15 protein-coding genes and 1 tRNA gene are annotated in these 15,303 nt (G+C 36.5%); 11 read left to right on the top strand and 5 right to left on the bottom strand.

What is annotated here, in order from left to right; genetic code table 11:
• The first annotated feature begins 48 nt into the window (after positions 1 to 48).
• Both glnA and JHE06_RS06550 read left to right on the top strand, forming a co-directional pair.
• Entirely contained in the window at positions 49 to 1,389 is a 1,341-nt protein-coding gene (glnA, locus tag JHE06_RS06555; RefSeq protein ID WP_201088283.1) for a type I glutamate--ammonia ligase, read from the top strand.
• A gap of 177 nt (positions 1,390 to 1,566) precedes the next feature.
• Positions 1,567 to 1,959 carry a MerR family transcriptional regulator gene (locus JHE06_RS06550; protein WP_201088282.1) on the top strand — a complete coding sequence of 131 codons (393 nt, stop codon included), beginning with the start codon at positions 1,567 to 1,569 and terminating at the stop codon, positions 1,957 to 1,959.
• A gap of 108 nt (positions 1,960 to 2,067) precedes the next feature.
• Here JHE06_RS06550 and JHE06_RS06545 read toward each other — a convergent pair whose 3' ends face one another.
• From JHE06_RS06545 to JHE06_RS06535, 3 genes are all read right to left on the bottom strand, one after another.
• Positions 2,068 to 2,379, bottom strand: a complete 312-nt coding sequence (locus JHE06_RS06545; RefSeq protein ID WP_058918634.1) for a hypothetical protein — start codon at positions 2,377 to 2,379, stop codon at positions 2,068 to 2,070.
• 202 nt (positions 2,380 to 2,581) lie between these two features.
• Entirely contained in the window at positions 2,582 to 2,941 is a 360-nt protein-coding gene (locus JHE06_RS06540) for a helix-turn-helix transcriptional regulator (protein ID WP_201088281.1), read from the bottom strand.
• 431 nt (positions 2,942 to 3,372) lie between these two features.
• Positions 3,373 to 3,446: transfer RNA gene (locus tag JHE06_RS06535), tRNA-Arg, on the bottom strand.
• 571 nt (positions 3,447 to 4,017) lie between these two features.
• Here JHE06_RS06535 and nrdH point away from each other — a divergent pair.
• The 5 genes from nrdH (at position 4,018) to JHE06_RS06510 (ending at position 8,935) form a co-directional block, all read left to right on the top strand.
• A complete protein-coding gene (gene nrdH / locus JHE06_RS06530) occupies positions 4,018 to 4,251 on the top strand; it encodes a glutaredoxin-like protein NrdH (protein ID WP_058918633.1) in 234 nt (77 codons plus the stop codon).
• Positions 4,248 to 4,613 carry a class Ib ribonucleoside-diphosphate reductase assembly flavoprotein NrdI gene (gene nrdI, locus JHE06_RS06525; protein ID WP_201088280.1) on the top strand — a complete coding sequence of 122 codons (366 nt, stop codon included), beginning with the start codon at positions 4,248 to 4,250 and terminating at the stop codon, positions 4,611 to 4,613. The genes nrdH and nrdI overlap by 4 nt, the downstream gene beginning before the upstream one ends.
• Positions 4,606 to 6,783 (top strand): class 1b ribonucleoside-diphosphate reductase subunit alpha, encoded by a 2,178-nt coding sequence (gene nrdE / locus JHE06_RS06520; RefSeq protein ID WP_201088279.1) that lies wholly within the window; start codon positions 4,606 to 4,608, stop codon positions 6,781 to 6,783. The genes nrdI and nrdE overlap by 8 nt, the downstream gene beginning before the upstream one ends.
• A gap of 18 nt (positions 6,784 to 6,801) precedes the next feature.
• Positions 6,802 to 7,764 carry a class 1b ribonucleoside-diphosphate reductase subunit beta gene (nrdF, locus tag JHE06_RS06515; protein ID WP_058920222.1) on the top strand — a complete coding sequence of 321 codons (963 nt, stop codon included), beginning with the start codon at positions 6,802 to 6,804 and terminating at the stop codon, positions 7,762 to 7,764.
• A gap of 295 nt (positions 7,765 to 8,059) precedes the next feature.
• Positions 8,060 to 8,935 carry a DUF975 family protein gene (locus JHE06_RS06510; protein WP_201088278.1) on the top strand — a complete coding sequence of 292 codons (876 nt, stop codon included), beginning with the start codon at positions 8,060 to 8,062 and terminating at the stop codon, positions 8,933 to 8,935.
• Between the two features lie 69 nt (positions 8,936 to 9,004).
• Here the strand turns inward: JHE06_RS06510 and JHE06_RS06505 are convergent, their stop codons facing one another.
• The gene (locus tag JHE06_RS06505) at positions 9,005 to 9,415 is read right to left on the bottom strand and encodes a ribonuclease HI family protein (RefSeq protein WP_201088277.1); all 411 of its coding nucleotides are present in this window, start codon (positions 9,413 to 9,415) and stop codon (positions 9,005 to 9,007) included.
• 45 nt (positions 9,416 to 9,460) lie between these two features.
• Here JHE06_RS06505 and JHE06_RS06500 point away from each other — a divergent pair, with 45 nt between their 5' ends.
• Positions 9,461 to 9,955 carry an EbsA family protein gene (locus JHE06_RS06500; RefSeq protein ID WP_201088276.1) on the top strand — a complete coding sequence of 165 codons (495 nt, stop codon included), beginning with the start codon at positions 9,461 to 9,463 and terminating at the stop codon, positions 9,953 to 9,955.
• Positions 9,956 to 10,063: 108 nt separating this feature from the next.
• On the opposite strand, the gene JHE06_RS06495 is transcribed toward JHE06_RS06500, so the two are convergent.
• Entirely contained in the window at positions 10,064 to 10,273 is a 210-nt protein-coding gene (locus tag JHE06_RS06495) for a cold-shock protein (protein ID WP_058918628.1), read from the bottom strand.
• Positions 10,274 to 10,563: 290 nt separating this feature from the next.
• Here JHE06_RS06495 and JHE06_RS06490 point away from each other — a divergent pair, with 290 nt between their 5' ends.
• The 3 genes from JHE06_RS06490 to JHE06_RS06480 all read left to right on the top strand — a co-directional run bounded on the left by JHE06_RS06490 (position 10,564) and on the right by JHE06_RS06480 (position 15,290).
• Positions 10,564 to 12,243 carry a formate--tetrahydrofolate ligase gene (locus JHE06_RS06490; RefSeq protein WP_201088275.1) on the top strand — a complete coding sequence of 560 codons (1,680 nt, stop codon included), beginning with the start codon at positions 10,564 to 10,566 and terminating at the stop codon, positions 12,241 to 12,243.
• Positions 12,244 to 12,404: 161 nt separating this feature from the next.
• A complete protein-coding gene (locus tag JHE06_RS06485; RefSeq protein WP_201088274.1) occupies positions 12,405 to 13,049 on the top strand; it encodes a uracil-DNA glycosylase in 645 nt (214 codons plus the stop codon).
• 333 nt (positions 13,050 to 13,382) lie between these two features.
• Complete coding sequence (locus JHE06_RS06480) at positions 13,383 to 15,290, top strand: ABC-F family ATP-binding cassette domain-containing protein (RefSeq protein ID WP_201088273.1); 1,908 nt, start codon at positions 13,383 to 13,385, stop codon at positions 15,288 to 15,290.
• Positions 15,291 to 15,303: the final 13 nt, after the last annotated feature.

Below are 15,303 nucleotides of genomic sequence, written 5' to 3'. Positions count from 1 at the left end.
AAAAATAAAAAAAAGAGCCACATCATGAAAGGGAGAATTTTTAAGACAATGAAAAAATTCACAGCAGAAGAAATCAGAGATAGTGCAACAGAACAAAATGTTCGTTTTTTACGTTTGATGTTTACCGATATTGATGGAACGATCAAAAATGTTGAAGTTCCGATCAGTCAATTGAATAAAGTGTTAGACAATCAAATGATGTTTGATGGATCTTCAATTGATGGTTTTGTCCGAATCGAAGAAAGCGATATGTATTTATGTCCTGATTTGGCTACATGGTTAGTTTTTCCGTGGGAAATTGGCACTGGGAAAGACAAAGTAGCTCGCTTGATCTGTGATATTTATAATCCCGATGGCACACCTTTTGCAGGCGATCCTCGTACCAATTTGAAACGCGTCTTGAAAGAAATGGAAGAGCTAGGCTTTACTGAATTTAATTTAGGGCCAGAACCAGAATTCTTCTTGTTTAAACTTGATGAGAACGGCAAGCCAACTCTCGAATTAAACGACGATGGCGGATACTTTGACCTTGCTCCGATGGATTTAGGTGAAAATTGTCGTCGTGAAATCGTCCTGCAATTAGAAGATATGGGCTTTGAGATTGAAGCAAGTCACCATGAAACAGCTCCGGGCCAACATGAGATCGATTGGAAATACGCTGATGCTGTAGAAGCTTGTGATAATATTCAAACCTTTAAGCTTATTGTTAAGACTGTTGCGCGTCAACATGGCCTCCATGCAACATTTATGCCTAAACCGTTGCAAGGTGTCAGCGGGTCAGGGATGCATTTCAATATGTCTTTATTCAATCAAGAAGGCAATGCTTTTTGTGATGAAACAGATGACTTGGGATTAAGCAAAACGGCTTATCAATTTTTAGCAGGAACGATGAAGCATGCATTAGCGTTTACAGCTATTTGTAATCCTACCGTTAATTCTTATAAACGATTGATTCCAGGTTACGAAGCTCCAGTTTATGTGGCGTGGAGCGCTCGTAACCGTTCGCCGCTGGTTCGTGTACCGAGTTCACGCGGAATGTCTACACGGGTCGAATTACGAAGCGTAGACCCAAGTGCTAATCCTTACTTGGCTTTAGCAGTTCTATTAAAATCAGGTTTGGATGGAATAAAAAACGAAATGGAAGTAGCAGAACCAATTGACCGCAATATTTACCGTATGACTTCTGAAGAACGTCATGAACGAGGCATCATCGATCTTCCGTCTACACTGCATAATGCATTGAAATACCTGCGTGAAGACGAAGTTGTCAAAGAAGCGTTGGGTTCCCATATCTATAATAGTTTTATTACAGCTAAGCGTGTGGAATGGGCAGCTTATCGTGAACAAGTTTCTGAATGGGAACAAGAGAAATACATGACTCTTTATTGAGCTCGATTAAAATAACGATCTATACAACCAGAAAGAGCCAAGACTTAATATTGTCTTAGCTCTTTCTTTTTTTAGGCCGCTAAATAGATGTCAGGAAATGTAACATCTTCGTTTCTTTTTATTGACAGTAAAAAAAAACACTGCTATTCTGTAAAAGTAATCGAAAGGAGGGCAAAAATGAGAGAGAAAGAGTTGAGACGCTCCAGGTCAGTTTTTCCCATTGGCACAGTTATGACATTAACAGATTTATCAGCACGTCAAATTCGGTACTACGAAGAACAAGACTTGATTCACCCTGAACGCAATGAAGGGAACAGAAGAATGTTTTCTCTAAATGACATTGATGTGCTTCTTGAGATCAAAGATTATTTAGCTGATGGAATCAATATGGCGGGCATTAAGCAAATTTATACTTTAAAAAAAGAGGAATCAGAAACTAAAAAACAAAAAGAACATCAAATGATAACAGATGAAGATGTTAGACGCATTTTACACGCTGAGTTTTTATCGGTTAGCGGATTGATGTCTAAAGAACCGACACAATACATTGATTCAAAAGATTTGTTTTAAAGAAAGTGCATAAAACAAAAAAGGTCCATAAAAGTTTTTCGTTAAACTCTTATAGGCCTTTTTAATTAGCGGAGTGTTTCTCGATGTATCATCTGTAGCGATAAAGTATTAGTTAAACTCTAAATCAATCATCATGTCGTCTAAATTTTCTAAAGCTTCAGTTTTTTCTATATAATCGATCCAAGCTTGATAAGGATCAGAAGATTGAGTACGAATAGTCATTTTAAATTTGTCGTAAACATTTTTCATTAACTCCACCCATAATTTATCGACCGCTCTATCTAATTTCGTCTCATTCCATCTCTTAGCTGGTGCGCGTCTAGCATTTCTGGCCAATTGATCCTCCAACGCTTTTTCATAAAATGTATCTTTACTCGTTAAGTTTTTATCCATGTATGCTATAAATTCTTTAAAAGTCATTTCTTTTACCTCCTAAATGATATGCCTAAAATTATTTTAGAACTTTCTAAAAAACAATATGTATCAGTAAGGGCATCAAATATAAAAATGTTTACTGATCTCAATAAAACATTAAACAAAAAAACTTTTATTACTGTCTTTTAACCACTCGTTTAATAATATGAGCCTGTTTTGTAACTAATAAATGACCAAGAACGGTATTTCAAATCAATGTCTTAATAAATTGAAACACTCTCTGTTTCTCTTCATCAGTTAATTCTGCGCCGTCATAAGCCATATTGACGTTGTTTTCTAACATAACTTTTAAATCCAATATGTCTTTCTTGTCAGACCACTGAGGAGTTGGTTTATCTCCGCCAATAATGAAATCTACTGAAACACGAAATAAATTTGCCATTTTATAAATTGCACCCATACGCGGTACTTTTAATCCTGTTTCCCAATTAGAGATCGTTTGTTTAGAAAAACCGATTCTATCCGCTAATTTTTGTTGGGTCCAACCAAATTGTGAACGAAGTAAAGAAATTTGCTGAGACGTTTTTGTTTCGTTTGCATGAGGCATTTTTCCGCTCCTTGTCCTGAAGTAACTATTGAAGTATAACTTAAAGTGTTGAAAACACAACGGAAAGTTATATAAAGTTATTTTATCGTATATTCTGATAGAAGGAGTTTGCATATGAGCAACAAGAGAGATGAGTACCAGGTAAACTAAATTACAATCCTACTAGTTAAAGCATAGACAGAAAACTTCCTGTTAAAATTGTTTGTAAGAGATTTGTGCATAAAAATTGGTGAAACATACATAAATATGTAAATATATTATTCTGGTTAACAACATAAAAAGCATCCACATTGAAGTGAATGCTTTTTTTGCTTTCCGAGATATTCCGAAATAACTCCGAAATGGTTTTAACTTGTATGTTTCTCAATTTGATGAAACGCTGTGAAATCAACGTTTTTGGTCATCGGTTTTACCTCGTTTTAGGTTAAATACGTCTCAGGAGAGATTCGAACTCCCGACCGTTCGCTTAGAAGGCGAATGCTCTATCCGGCTGAGCTACTGAGACATTTCTTAGCAACAGAATTTATTATATGGGATAATGAATAAAAAGTCAATACTATTCTTGAATTTAATTCAAGAGAATTTAAAATGTTTTTTTAAAAATAAATAGCTTTACTTCTTGGAACCATTTAACGTACTATTTTATTGGAGTTCATTACCTCAAGTTTATTTAATAAATTAAAGTTTGTTTTTTCACAAATCCATTTTTCAAAAAAAAAATTAAAAAAACGACTACTTTTTCAGATTTTAGAAAGGACCTAATAAAACACCTGCTGCTCAATATCTTTTCAAAATAAAAAAATCATACAAAGAAAATAAATGATTGTGAAAGACGTAGGGAACAATTAAAAAAACTGAGATAAAATAAGCGTTTAAGAAGTTTTTGACATTTCACAAGAGATACCATATATAGTGGCAGGGAGCCTTGTGAATATAAAATCAAACTATATATGGTGTCTTTATGATTGTAAAAAAGCAATATATTGTGTAGTATATTAGAAGTAAAGCAATTCGGTGTTTAACCCAAAGAGAATAGGTTTCACCAAAAAATAGTTAATTTAAAGGGAGTAATGAAAATGGCTCAAAAAGTAATCGTTGTTTATTCAAAACCTAATTGTATGCAATGCAACTTTACCAAAAAATATTTAGATGATAAAGGTATTGAATACATTGCTAAAGATATCTTTGAATCAGAAACTGCATTAGAAGAAGTAAAAGAATTAGGATTCAGTTCAGTCCCAGTTATTACAGTTGAAGGGCAAGAAGCATTCAATGGATTCCGACCAGACTTGCTTGACCAATTAGTATGAAAGTTGTTTATATGTCTTTAACAGGGCAGACACGAAAATTTGTGGAAAAGCTAGATATGGATTTATTGGAGATTACGCCAACGAATCCATATCTTTCAATTCATGAACCTTTTATCGTTGTTGTTCCCACTTATGAAGTAGAAGCAACTGAAATCATAAATGACTTCATAGAGACAGATAATAATCGTACTTATTTTAAAGGGATTGCTGGCGGCGGAAATCTGAACTTCGGAAACTTATTTGTTTTTACAGCAAAAAATCTGGCACAAGAATATAAAGTGCCTTTGTTACATACTTTTGAATTTCAAGGAAACGACGAAGATGTACAACTATTGAAGAAAGCGGTGAAAGAACTTGGATAAACCAGTATTAGCAACCAAGCCAAAAGATGTAACTTATTTTAAATTGAATAATGAATTGAATCGACCTGTAAATGGTTCTATTCCTTTGAATAAAGACCGTGAAGCTGTACGTGCTTACTTTTTGGAGTACGTCAATCCAAACACAGTTTTCTTTTATACACTAGATGAAAAATTAAATTATTTACTGGCAGAAGATTATATTGAAGAAGAATTTTTAAACCAATACGATCGTGGATTCGTAAAAGAGTTATTTGAAGATATTTACAGCCGTAAATTTCGGTTCCGTTCTTTTATGTCGGCATTTAAATTCTACACACAATATGCTCTGAGAACCAATGACGGGGAACGTTTCTTGGAACGTTACGAGGACCGTATTGTATTCAATGCGTTGTATTTAGCAAATGGAGACAAAGAACTGGCTCGTACGATTGCAGATGAGATCGTCAATCAGCGTTATCAACCTGCGACACCAACATTCCTAAATGCAGGACGCAAACGTCGTGGCGAATTGGTTTCTTGTTTCTTAGTTCAAGCAACCGATGATATGAACAGCATTGGACGCGTAGTCAATAGTGCGCTTCAATTGTCGCGTATCGGTGGAGGAGTTGGAGTCAACTTATCAAACCTGCGAGCTGCTGGCGATCCAATCAAGCAAATAGAAAATGCCTCAAGTGGCGTTATTCCAGTTATGAAATTATTGGAAGACAGTTTCAGCTATTCTAATCAATTGGGACAACTTAATGGTGCCGGAGCTGTTTACTTGAACGTTTTCCATCCAGACATCGTTTCTTTTTTATCTACAAAAAAAGAAAATGCTGATGAAAAGATTCGGGTTAAAACATTATCTCTTGGTTTAGTTGTACCAGACAAGTTTTATGAACTAGCAGCTCATGATGAGCAAATGTACTTATTCAGCCCTTATGATGTTGAACGTATTTACGGCAGACCGTTTGCTTATGTAGACATCACTGAAGAGTATGACAACATGGTTAATAACGAAGAAATCCGCAAATCAAAAATTAGCGCTCGTGAATTGGAAAATGAGATTTCCAAACTTCAGCAAGAATCAGGTTATCCTTACATTATCAATATTGATACAGCAAACCGCGAAAACCCTGTGTATGGAACAATCACGATGAGCAACTTATGCAGTGAAATTTTGCAAATCCAAGAACCTTCGCTGATCAATGATGATCAAACGTATGAAGCTTTAGGTACCGATATTAGTTGTAACTTAGGTTCAACAAATATTGTGAATTTGATGAAGTCCCCTGATTTTGGCAAATCCGTTGATGCTATGGTACGTGCTTTGACAATGGTGACAGATCAATCCAGTATCGAAGCTGTTCCTTCAGTTAAAAACGGAAATGATAAATACCATACGATCGGTCTTGGGGCCATGGGCTTGCATACCTTTTTAGCATTGAACCAAATCGAATACGGCTCGCCAGAATCGATTGAGTTTACAGATGTTTACTTTATGATGCTGAATTACTATACGCTTGTTGCTAGTAATAAATTAGCTCGTGAACGAAAAGTATCTTTCCATAATTTTGATAAATCAAAATACGCTACTGGTGAATATTTTGACAACTATACGCAGGAAGATCATCAATTTACAAGCGACAAAGTAGCTGGACTATTTGGTTCGCTTATTGTACCGACTAAGGAAGACTGGGCTAACTTGAAGGATGCAGTTATGAAAGACGGCTTGTATCACCAAAATCGTTTAGCAGTAGCGCCTACAGGTTCTATCAGTTACGTTAATGAAACTTCTGCTAGTTTACATCCAATTACTCGGTTGATCGAAGAACGTCAAGAAAAGAAAACAGGTAAAACATATTATCCTGCACCATTCTTGTCGAATGAAACATTGCCGTATTATACTTCTGCTTATGATATTGATATGCGCCGTGTGATCGATGTTTATGCAGCCGCTCAAAAACACATCGACCAAGGGATGAGTTTGACACTCTTTATGCGTTCAGACATTCCAGAAGGCATGTATGAATGGAAAGAAGGACGTACGTCTAAACAAACGACCCGTGATTTAAATATTTTGCGTCACTATGCTTGGCGTAAAGGCATCAAGTCGCTTTATTATATTCGTACGTTTACAGAAAATTCAGAAGAAATAGGTTCAAATGCTTGCGAAAGCTGCAGCATTTAAGAGGGGTGAATTGTGGCTATGACAAAAAGATATGATGCAATAAATTGGAATAAAATAGAAGATATGATTGATAAACTAACTTGGGAAAAATTAGTTGAACAATTTTGGACAGATACAAGAATCCCATTATCGAATGATCTAGGCGATTGGGCTCGTCTGCCTAAAAATGAAAAAGAGATGCTTGCAAAAGTTTTAGGCGGTCTAACTTTGTTAGATACGCTGCAATCACAAGATGGTGTCGAATCTTTGAAAGACTCGATTCGGACACAACATGAAGAAGCCGTCTACAACAATATCCAATTTATGGAATCCATGCATGCTAAAAGTTACAGTGCTATTTTTAGTACATTGAACTCTAAAGCTGAGATTGAAGATCTTTTCCAATGGATCAACACAGATGCATTATTGCAAGAAAAAACAGAGACCATCAATGATATCTATCAAAATGGTACTGAATTGCAACGTAAAGTAGCTAGCGTTATGTTAGAATCGTTCTTGTTTTATTCAGGGTTCTTTGCACCATTGCATTATTTAGGCAATAACAAATTGCCGAATGTGGCTGAAATCATCAAACTTATCTTACGGGATGAATCTGTCCATGGCACTTACATTGGATACAAGTTTCAAATAGGCTACAACCAGTTAGCTGAGGATGAGCAAGAAGAGATGAAAAACTGGACTTATGAATTATTATTCAGATTGTATCAAAATGAAGTGAAATATGCAGAATATTTATATGATGAAATCGGCTGGACTGAACGCGTAAAAGTATTCTTGCGTTACAATGCGAACAAAGCTTTACAAAACCTAGGTTTCGATCCTTTATTCCCTGATACGGCTAATGATGTTGATCCGGTTATTATGAATGGAATTTCAACTGGAACCTCTAATCATGATTTCTTCTCTCAAGTAGGAAATGGTTATTTAGTAGGTATGGTAGAATCGATGGAAGCTGAAGATTACGAAAAATGGACCGTTTAAAAAAATAAAATAAAAAGTAAGCCTGTTTGAAGCATTTATTTCTTCAAGCAGGCTTGTTTTTTTCTGATTAGAATGGGAAAAGAAAAGAGCTCAATGCATCCGATCAGAGAATGTTCTTTGTGATTGTATCGTACCTGTATTCCGTAGAGGTTCTAATTAAAACTAGTGATATTGTTAAACAAATTGTTATGGACTCCTATTGAGAAATTAAATTATTTGAGAAACTTATTTTTATACACTATGATAGAATTTGAAACAGAGGTTTTGCTGCCTCGAATAAAAGGAGGAGATACAGATGAAAATAAAAGAAATCAAACAGACGGCTAGGCAGCGTTTAAAAGGGAATTGGAAAGTGGCTATTTTAAACTTGCTGGTTATTTCTGTTTTAAGCGGAGTAATCAGTCAAGTGATTTTTGGTGTAATGGGATTGGCTTCTTTTTCAACGCTAACCAATCTATTCGACAATGCTGGTTCCTATGATCCTTATACGGCTTCAAAAATAACCATCAGCAGCGGTATACTGGCTAGTTTAATTGGTATGTTTGTTGGAATATTGACCAGTGTCCTTTCTGTTGGTTACGATTGGAGTATATTGGATATGGTAGATGGGGCTAAACTTACTGTAGAAGCACTTTTTCAAACTTTTAGCCGAAAGCGAATCTGGAAAGTGTTGGGGCTTACGCTAGTAACGAGTATTTTGGTTATGTTGTGGTCTTTGCTTTTGGTTATCCCAGGAATTATTAAATCTTATAGTTATAGTCAAGCTTTGAATATCTTAAAAGATGAACCAGAAATAACGATCATGGAAGCACTTGATAAAAGTCGGAAGATGATGAAAGGGAAAAAATGGAAATTGTTCCGTTTGCAATTATCTATTTTATTATGGTTATTGGTGCCTTTATTCGTTTTCATTATTTTCTTATTAGGCAGCCTTCAAACCTTAGAAAACAGCTCCATGAACGGCGGGGGAGTAATGGTTGCGTTTATTATCGTTTTTATTCTGTTAATGATTTATACAATTTTTATTTCATTTTATATTCAACCTTACCAAATTACCGCTAAACAAGTTTTTTATCGTGAGTTATCAGATGGAACAACACCGTTTCAAGCTGAACAAAAATATGATGAAGAGTATGAAGGCACACAATTAGAAGACGTCGAATTAAAATAAAGAAGAAACTGGCAGTTAAAAAAGCTATGATCCTATTAGGATTCATAGCTTTTTTTAGTTTAGCAGGCATCAATGGCGTGTTTTCATGTGCTTATTGAGCCCTTGACGCGCCAAGTGATCGGCTTCTTTATTTTGAGATTCAGGAATCCATTGAATCATAAACGACGGAAACAAGCGCAACAGCTGATTGATGCTGGTGAGGTATGCTTGAAAGACCTTGTTTTTTACGTAATTGCGTTCAATAGCCGTTACGACAATCTTACTATCTGAAAAAATCAATAACGACTGATTTGTGTAATTGTGTTCTGACAAATATATTAACCCCGTCATGAGCGCCTCGAACTCAGCTTCATGATTGCTCAGTTCTCTTTTGAGCGGAATAGCTAACTGTTCATGTAATCCATCGGCAATTAAAACGATTCCTGCACCACTCGGACCGGGGTTGTTTTTTGTAGAAGCATCTGTATACATTCGCAACATAAAGTCTGATCCTTTCTATACTTCTCAATTGGACTTAAGAAAAAGTTGTGCTATGATAAGTGTGTAGTTTCATTAGATGAAGCGGGGGAATGCCAAATAGTTAAAGCAGAATTAGCATTAAAAGTTCGTCTCTCCTTGGAACCAGCTTTCCAAATTATTTATTGGTCGATTTGTTGGTTAACTTTTTTTATCAGTCTTATTGATATTCTAGAAGGACAACATTTTTCTGGTATTAGCATTTTTATGAGCGTTACTTGTCTGATTCTGCTGTATTTTGGATTTGGTTCTACACTAAAGCTTTCAAAAGACTCCTTTGAACTAACTTATTTTAGAGGCTTCAGAAAAAAGAGTTATTCGATGTTTCTTTTGTCTAAATTAGTTTTGTCAGAACAGCGCACCATTCAAGCAGAATTTGCTGATTCCGCAGAACCTCTTGTCTTTTATTTGAATCAAAAAAACAAGAAAAAGTTGGTAACGGCGATTCAACAACTGGCTCCAGCTGTCTTAATTGAAACAGCAGAGGCAATCAACCAAGTATGAAGAGGCTGCAGAGGCGATAAAAAACGATAACTCGATAGAGTTTATCGTTTTTTATTTAGAAAATTTTAGTGAACTATCTAATACTTGATAAGCAGAAGCATTCAAAAATCAAACATTTTCAATTACGATCACGTTTGTCGCTTGCAGGCCTCTGTTGCCTTCCACAATATCGAAAGTAACCTGCTGACCTTCTGATAAGCTTTTAAAACCTTCTCCTTCGATTCCGGTAAAATGCACAAAGACATCGTCTGATTCATTATATTCAATGAAACCATATCCTTTTTCGTTGCTAAACCATTTAACTACTCCATTTTCCATCTGTAAGTCCCCCTTAATGATGAGTTTATTTAAACTTAAGCCAACTTGTGCATATAAAATAAAGAGGATACAAGAATGATGGCTTATCTACATTATAGGAAGATTAACCGCTTCCGTCAAATAGATTTCAATGAAATTGAGCCAATTGAATATTTAACAAGTTTATTTGCCAAGAATAAGAAGCAAGGTTTTTCTTTTTAAGCAAGTGTTGTATAATTTAAAGCAGATAGAAACAAACGAGAAAACAAATTTAGTACGTGTCTGCTCGTTTAGTTGAAAGGAGAGTACATATGTTATCGGATATTGAAATAGCTCAGCGATCGACAATGTTGCCCATTGTTGAAATCGCAGAAAAAATAAATTTAATAGAAGACGATTTAGAACTATATGGTAAGTACAAAGCTAAAATCAATTTAAAACGCATCAACCAATTAGCTGGCCAAAAAAAGCCAGCAGGAAAACTGGTGCTTGTTACGTCTATCAATCCTACTCCAGCTGGAGAAGGGAAAACCACTGTTTCGGTTGGACTGGCTGATGCATTGAACTATTTAGAGCAATCTACTATTTTAGCGTTGAGAGAACCTTCACTAGGACCTACGATGGGGATGAAGGGCGGGGCAGCAGGAGGAGGTTATGCGCAAGTGATGCCGATGGAAGACATCAATATGCACTTCACAGGAGATATGCATGCTTTGACTGCAGCTAACAATGCCCTATCGGCTTTTATTGACAATCATCTCTACCAAGGAAATGGCTGTCAGATCAACCCAGCAACCATCACTTGGAAACGCGCATTAGATTTAAATGATCGTGCATTAAGAAATATCGTGGTTGGACTTGGCGGACGTTTTAATGGCGTTCCTCGTGAAGATGGCTTCGATATTACTGTCGCTAGTGAAATGATGGCTATTCTATGTTTGGCTACTGATATAGATGATTTAAAGAACCGTCTTTCACATATTGTCATTGGCGAAACTTATGATCGTCAAATGGTGACGGTTGCTGACCTGAAAGTTCAAGGAGCTTTAGCTTTATTGCTGAAAGATGCTATCAAGCCAAACTTAGTACAGACTTTATACCATACACCTGCCTTAGTACATGGTGGCCCATTTGCAAATATCGCTCATGGCTGTAACAGTGTTTTAGCGACTCAGACAGCTATGAAACTAGCCGACTATACTGTAACTGAAGCTGGGTTTGGTGCAGACTTGGGTGCAGAAAAATTTCTAGATATTAAAGTTCCGCAATTGGAAAGAGCTCCAGATGTAGTCGTCATTGTTGCGACTATCCGTGCTTTGAAAATGCACGGAGGGGTCATAAAAACTGAATTAGCGCATGAAAACATCGAAGCGCTAAAAAAAGGGTTTGCAAATTTGAAAAAGCATATTGAGAATATGCAAAATTATGGACTGCCTGTTGTAGTAGCCATCAATGAATTTTCATCAGATACCGAAAAAGAAGAAACTTGTTTAAAAGAAATGATTGAAGCGCTGGATGTCCCGGTTGCCCTCACTTCTGTTTGGGAAAAAGGCCCAGTAGGAGGAATTGAATTAGCTAAAGCCGTCATCGAAACGGCTGAGAAGCAATCATCTGATTTTGTTCCACTTTATGATATGAAAAAAAGAACCATTCAAGAAAAAGTGACCACGATCGTCACTGATATTTATGGTGGTTCCGGTGTGCAGTTTAGCAAAAAAGCCAAGAAACAAATGCAAACTTTCGCGGAAAGAGGATGGGATCATCTTCCCATTTGTATGGCAAAAACTCAGTATTCCTTATCCGATGATCCAACCCAGTTAGGTCGTCCTACAGGTTTTGATGTTACTATCAGAGAGTTTGTTCCAAAATTAGGTGCAGGATTCATTGTAGCGTTAACGGGACAAGTGTTGACCATGCCCGGCTTGCCTAAGAAGCCAGCGGCTCTGCAGATGGATATTACGGAGGATGGAGAAATCAAGGGCTTATTTTAACAATAAAAAAGGAGCTTATCTGATATACAAGGATAAGCTCCTTCCTTTTTATATGTGAGGCTTTCTTTGCTGGAGTCTCATAAGCAGAAACAGCCATTACCTTTAAGTTTGTATCGTAAGAAAGGATTGGTAGAATAGGAGGAGAAAGGAGCTGTTAAGAAATGGAGACTATTTTAACTGAAGAGTTGATTGAATTAGCTAAAAAACGAAGCGCGCACTTTCCAGTGGAAGGCTTTTTATGGGGAATAGGGCCAATCCACCCGCGTTTTATGTTGGTAGGTGAAGCTCCTGGAGAAGTTGAATCTTTAAACGGTATTCCTTTCACAGGCAGAGCGGGAATAGAATTGATGAAGTTTTTTGATTTCCTAGAGGTTACTCGTGAAGAAGTTTTTATTACCAGTACTTTTAGAAGTCGACCTTATCAAGAAAAAGAGAAAATAGATAGAAAAACTGGGGAACGTTTTATGCGCAAATACAATCGAACGCCGACTAAAAAAGAAATAATAGCACATGCGCCATTGCTAGATTATGAAATAAAAACCATTGATCCGCCGATTATTTTAACAATGGGCAATGTAGGGTTGCAACGTTTAATCGGAAACCAGGCGAAAATCATGCAGCTTCATGGCCAATTATATGAAGGACCCATTCAAAAGTTAGCTACCCCAGATGCCACTACTTACACCTGGACAATGGAACAGTACCGGATATTTCCGACTTTTCATCCAGCGTCTATTTTTTATAATCGTCAGTTATTAGAGATGATTTACGAAGATTTGGCTCTATTTAAAAATTACTTATCTTAAATTGCAGCTAGTCTTTAGGCCGGAGTTGAGACATCAGTCTCAGCTCCGGCTTTTGTTTTAAGAACTTTCTGAGTGAACCGTCAATATTTAACGGACAGCTGCAAAGTTAAAGCAATAGCTATACAACTGTTCGTTAAAACTAACCAATAGAACAAAACTATCAACCGACTTTTCAAATTTGGATCTTCCGTTTCTGAACTGCCTTTAGAAAGCTGAAAGAACCGAATCGCTTTGGATTGTACGGTGTTCGCTCTCTATAAAATTGAGTAAATGTATGTTAGAATAAAGCAGATTAAAAAATGCGTGCTAGTTATGGGAAAGTGGAGATTAAGTATGAAAGAAATGAAAGTAATCAATTTAACAAAAACATACGGTGAAAAAACACTGTTTGACGATATCAGTTTTTCTATTAAAACAGGCGAACGTGTCGGATTAATTGGCGTCAATGGAACAGGTAAAAGCAACTTATTAAATGTTATTACAGGCAGAGACAGCGGTGAAAAAGGCGAAATTCAAACACCAAAAGGATATCGAATGGGGTATTTGTTACAAGAACCGGATTTAAACCCAGAACAAAACGTTTTTGATGCTGTTTTTGAAGGCGATACGCCCATCTTAGTGGCTCTTAGAAATTATGAGAAAGCTTTGGAACAATTGATTTTAGATCCAATGAACGAAACTTATCAAAATGCCTATTCAAAAGCAGAACAAGGAATGAACGATCATGATGCATGGCTGGCAGACACCAACGCTAAAATGATTTTAACGAGATTGGGTATTACCGACTTAGAGCAATCAGTAGCGACTCTTTCCGGAGGGCAAAGAAAACGCGTAGGCTTGGCCCAAGTCCTGATACAAGAACCGGACCTATTAGTATTAGATGAACCGACAAACCACTTAGATTTTGAGACCATCACGTGGCTTGAAAACTATCTTAGTTCTTATCGAGGAGCTTTACTGCTCGTTACTCATGACCGATATTTCTTAGACCGTATTGTCAATCGTATGATTGAACTGTCACACGGAAAAGCTATTATGTATACAGGAAATTATGAAAAATATATCATCGCTAGAGCAGAACGCCAAGAAGCCTCTATTCGAGCAGAACACAAACGCAAACAACTGTATACCAAAGAATTAGCGTGGATGCGTACCGGAGCTAAAGCTCGAACAACTAAACAGCAAGCTAGGATCGATCGTTTTTCTGATTTGGAAGAAAATTTAAACCAAGTCAAAACAGATGAATCTGTGGAGATGAATTTAGAGGGAGCTAGGATTGGAAAACGGGTCTTTGATTTACAAGATGCCTCGCTGGAATTTGCTGGTCACCCAATTGTCAAAGATTTTAATTTATTGGTGCAAGCAAAAGACCGGATTGGCATCAGTGGGAAAAACGGTGCTGGAAAATCGACGTTACTAAACGTTTTGGCTGGACGTATTCCGTTAGATTCGGGCGTACTTGTCGTTGGAGAAACAGTGAAAATTGCTTATTATACTCAAATGACAGAAGAAATGGATCCTAACAAACGGGTTATTTCTTTCTTGCAAGAAGTTGGAGAAGAAGTTGAAACTTCTAATGGAGAACGAATCAGTGTTACCAACTTGCTAGAACAGTTTTTATTTGAAAAGTATACTCATGGCACACTTATCGGCAAATTGTCGGGTGGCGAAAAAAGACGTCTCTATCTATTAAAATTATTGATGCAGCAACCAAATGTTTTATTGCTAGATGAACCGACCAATGACTTGGATATCGCTACTTTGACTGTTTTAGAAGATTACATTGAAACTTTCCCGGGAGCTGTCATTTCGGTCTCGCATGACCGTTATTTCCTTGATAAAACAGCTGAAAAATTATTGATTTTTGAAGGGGAAGGAAAAGTGGTTCCTTACTTTGGCAGCATTACAGAATACATTCAAGAAGAAGAAACTGCAAAGTTGGATAGCCAAGATAAAAAAAATAAACCCAAAGAAAATAGCAGTGAAAACAAACAAACGGTCTCGGAAGAAAAAGGGTCTAAAGTTAAATTAACGTATGCAGAAAAAAAAGAATGGGATACGATCGAACAAGACCTTTTTGCTTTAGAAAGCGATATTGAAACTACAAAAAATGAAATGCTGGAAAATAGCAGTGATTTTACGCGTTTGCAAGAATTACAAGAAACGCTGACGCGTCGTGAGAATCAATTAGAACAAAAAATGGCGCGTTGGGAATATTTAAGTCAATTTGAAAATGAATAAAGCAATGTAGGGG

The sequence above is a fragment of the Carnobacterium sp. CS13 genome, from assembly GCF_016653495.1.
Taxonomy (GTDB): domain Bacteria; phylum Bacillota; class Bacilli; order Lactobacillales; family Carnobacteriaceae; genus Carnobacterium_A; species Carnobacterium_A antarcticum.
Note: the sequence above shows the minus strand (reverse complement) of the source record. Positions and strands in the feature narration are given on the sequence as shown.

Bases quoted from the DNA above. Each gene is read 5' to 3' on its own strand.
- glnA (WP_201088283.1), top strand. From the start codon at position 49: ATGAAAAAATTCACAGCAGAAGAAATCAGAGATAGTGCAACAGAACAA.
- JHE06_RS06550 (WP_201088282.1), top strand. From the start codon at position 1,567: ATGAGAGAGAAAGAGTTGAGACGCTCCAGGTCAGTTTTTCCCATTGGC.
- JHE06_RS06545 (WP_058918634.1), bottom strand. From the start codon at position 2,379: ATGACTTTTAAAGAATTTATAGCATACATGGATAAAAACTTAACGAGT.
- JHE06_RS06540 (WP_201088281.1), bottom strand. From the start codon at position 2,941: ATGCCTCATGCAAACGAAACAAAAACGTCTCAGCAAATTTCTTTACTT.
- nrdH (WP_058918633.1), top strand. From the start codon at position 4,018: ATGGCTCAAAAAGTAATCGTTGTTTATTCAAAACCTAATTGTATGCAA.
- nrdI (WP_201088280.1), top strand. From the start codon at position 4,248: ATGAAAGTTGTTTATATGTCTTTAACAGGGCAGACACGAAAATTTGTG.
- nrdF (WP_058920222.1), top strand. From the start codon at position 6,802: ATGACAAAAAGATATGATGCAATAAATTGGAATAAAATAGAAGATATG.
- JHE06_RS06510 (WP_201088278.1), top strand. From the start codon at position 8,060: ATGAAAATAAAAGAAATCAAACAGACGGCTAGGCAGCGTTTAAAAGGG.
- JHE06_RS06505 (WP_201088277.1), bottom strand. From the start codon at position 9,415: ATGTTGCGAATGTATACAGATGCTTCTACAAAAAACAACCCCGGTCCG.
- JHE06_RS06495 (WP_058918628.1), bottom strand. From the start codon at position 10,273: ATGGAAAATGGAGTAGTTAAATGGTTTAGCAACGAAAAAGGATATGGT.
- JHE06_RS06490 (WP_201088275.1), top strand. From the start codon at position 10,564: ATGTTATCGGATATTGAAATAGCTCAGCGATCGACAATGTTGCCCATT.
- JHE06_RS06485 (WP_201088274.1), top strand. From the start codon at position 12,405: ATGGAGACTATTTTAACTGAAGAGTTGATTGAATTAGCTAAAAAACGA.
- JHE06_RS06480 (WP_201088273.1), top strand. From the start codon at position 13,383: ATGAAAGAAATGAAAGTAATCAATTTAACAAAAACATACGGTGAAAAA.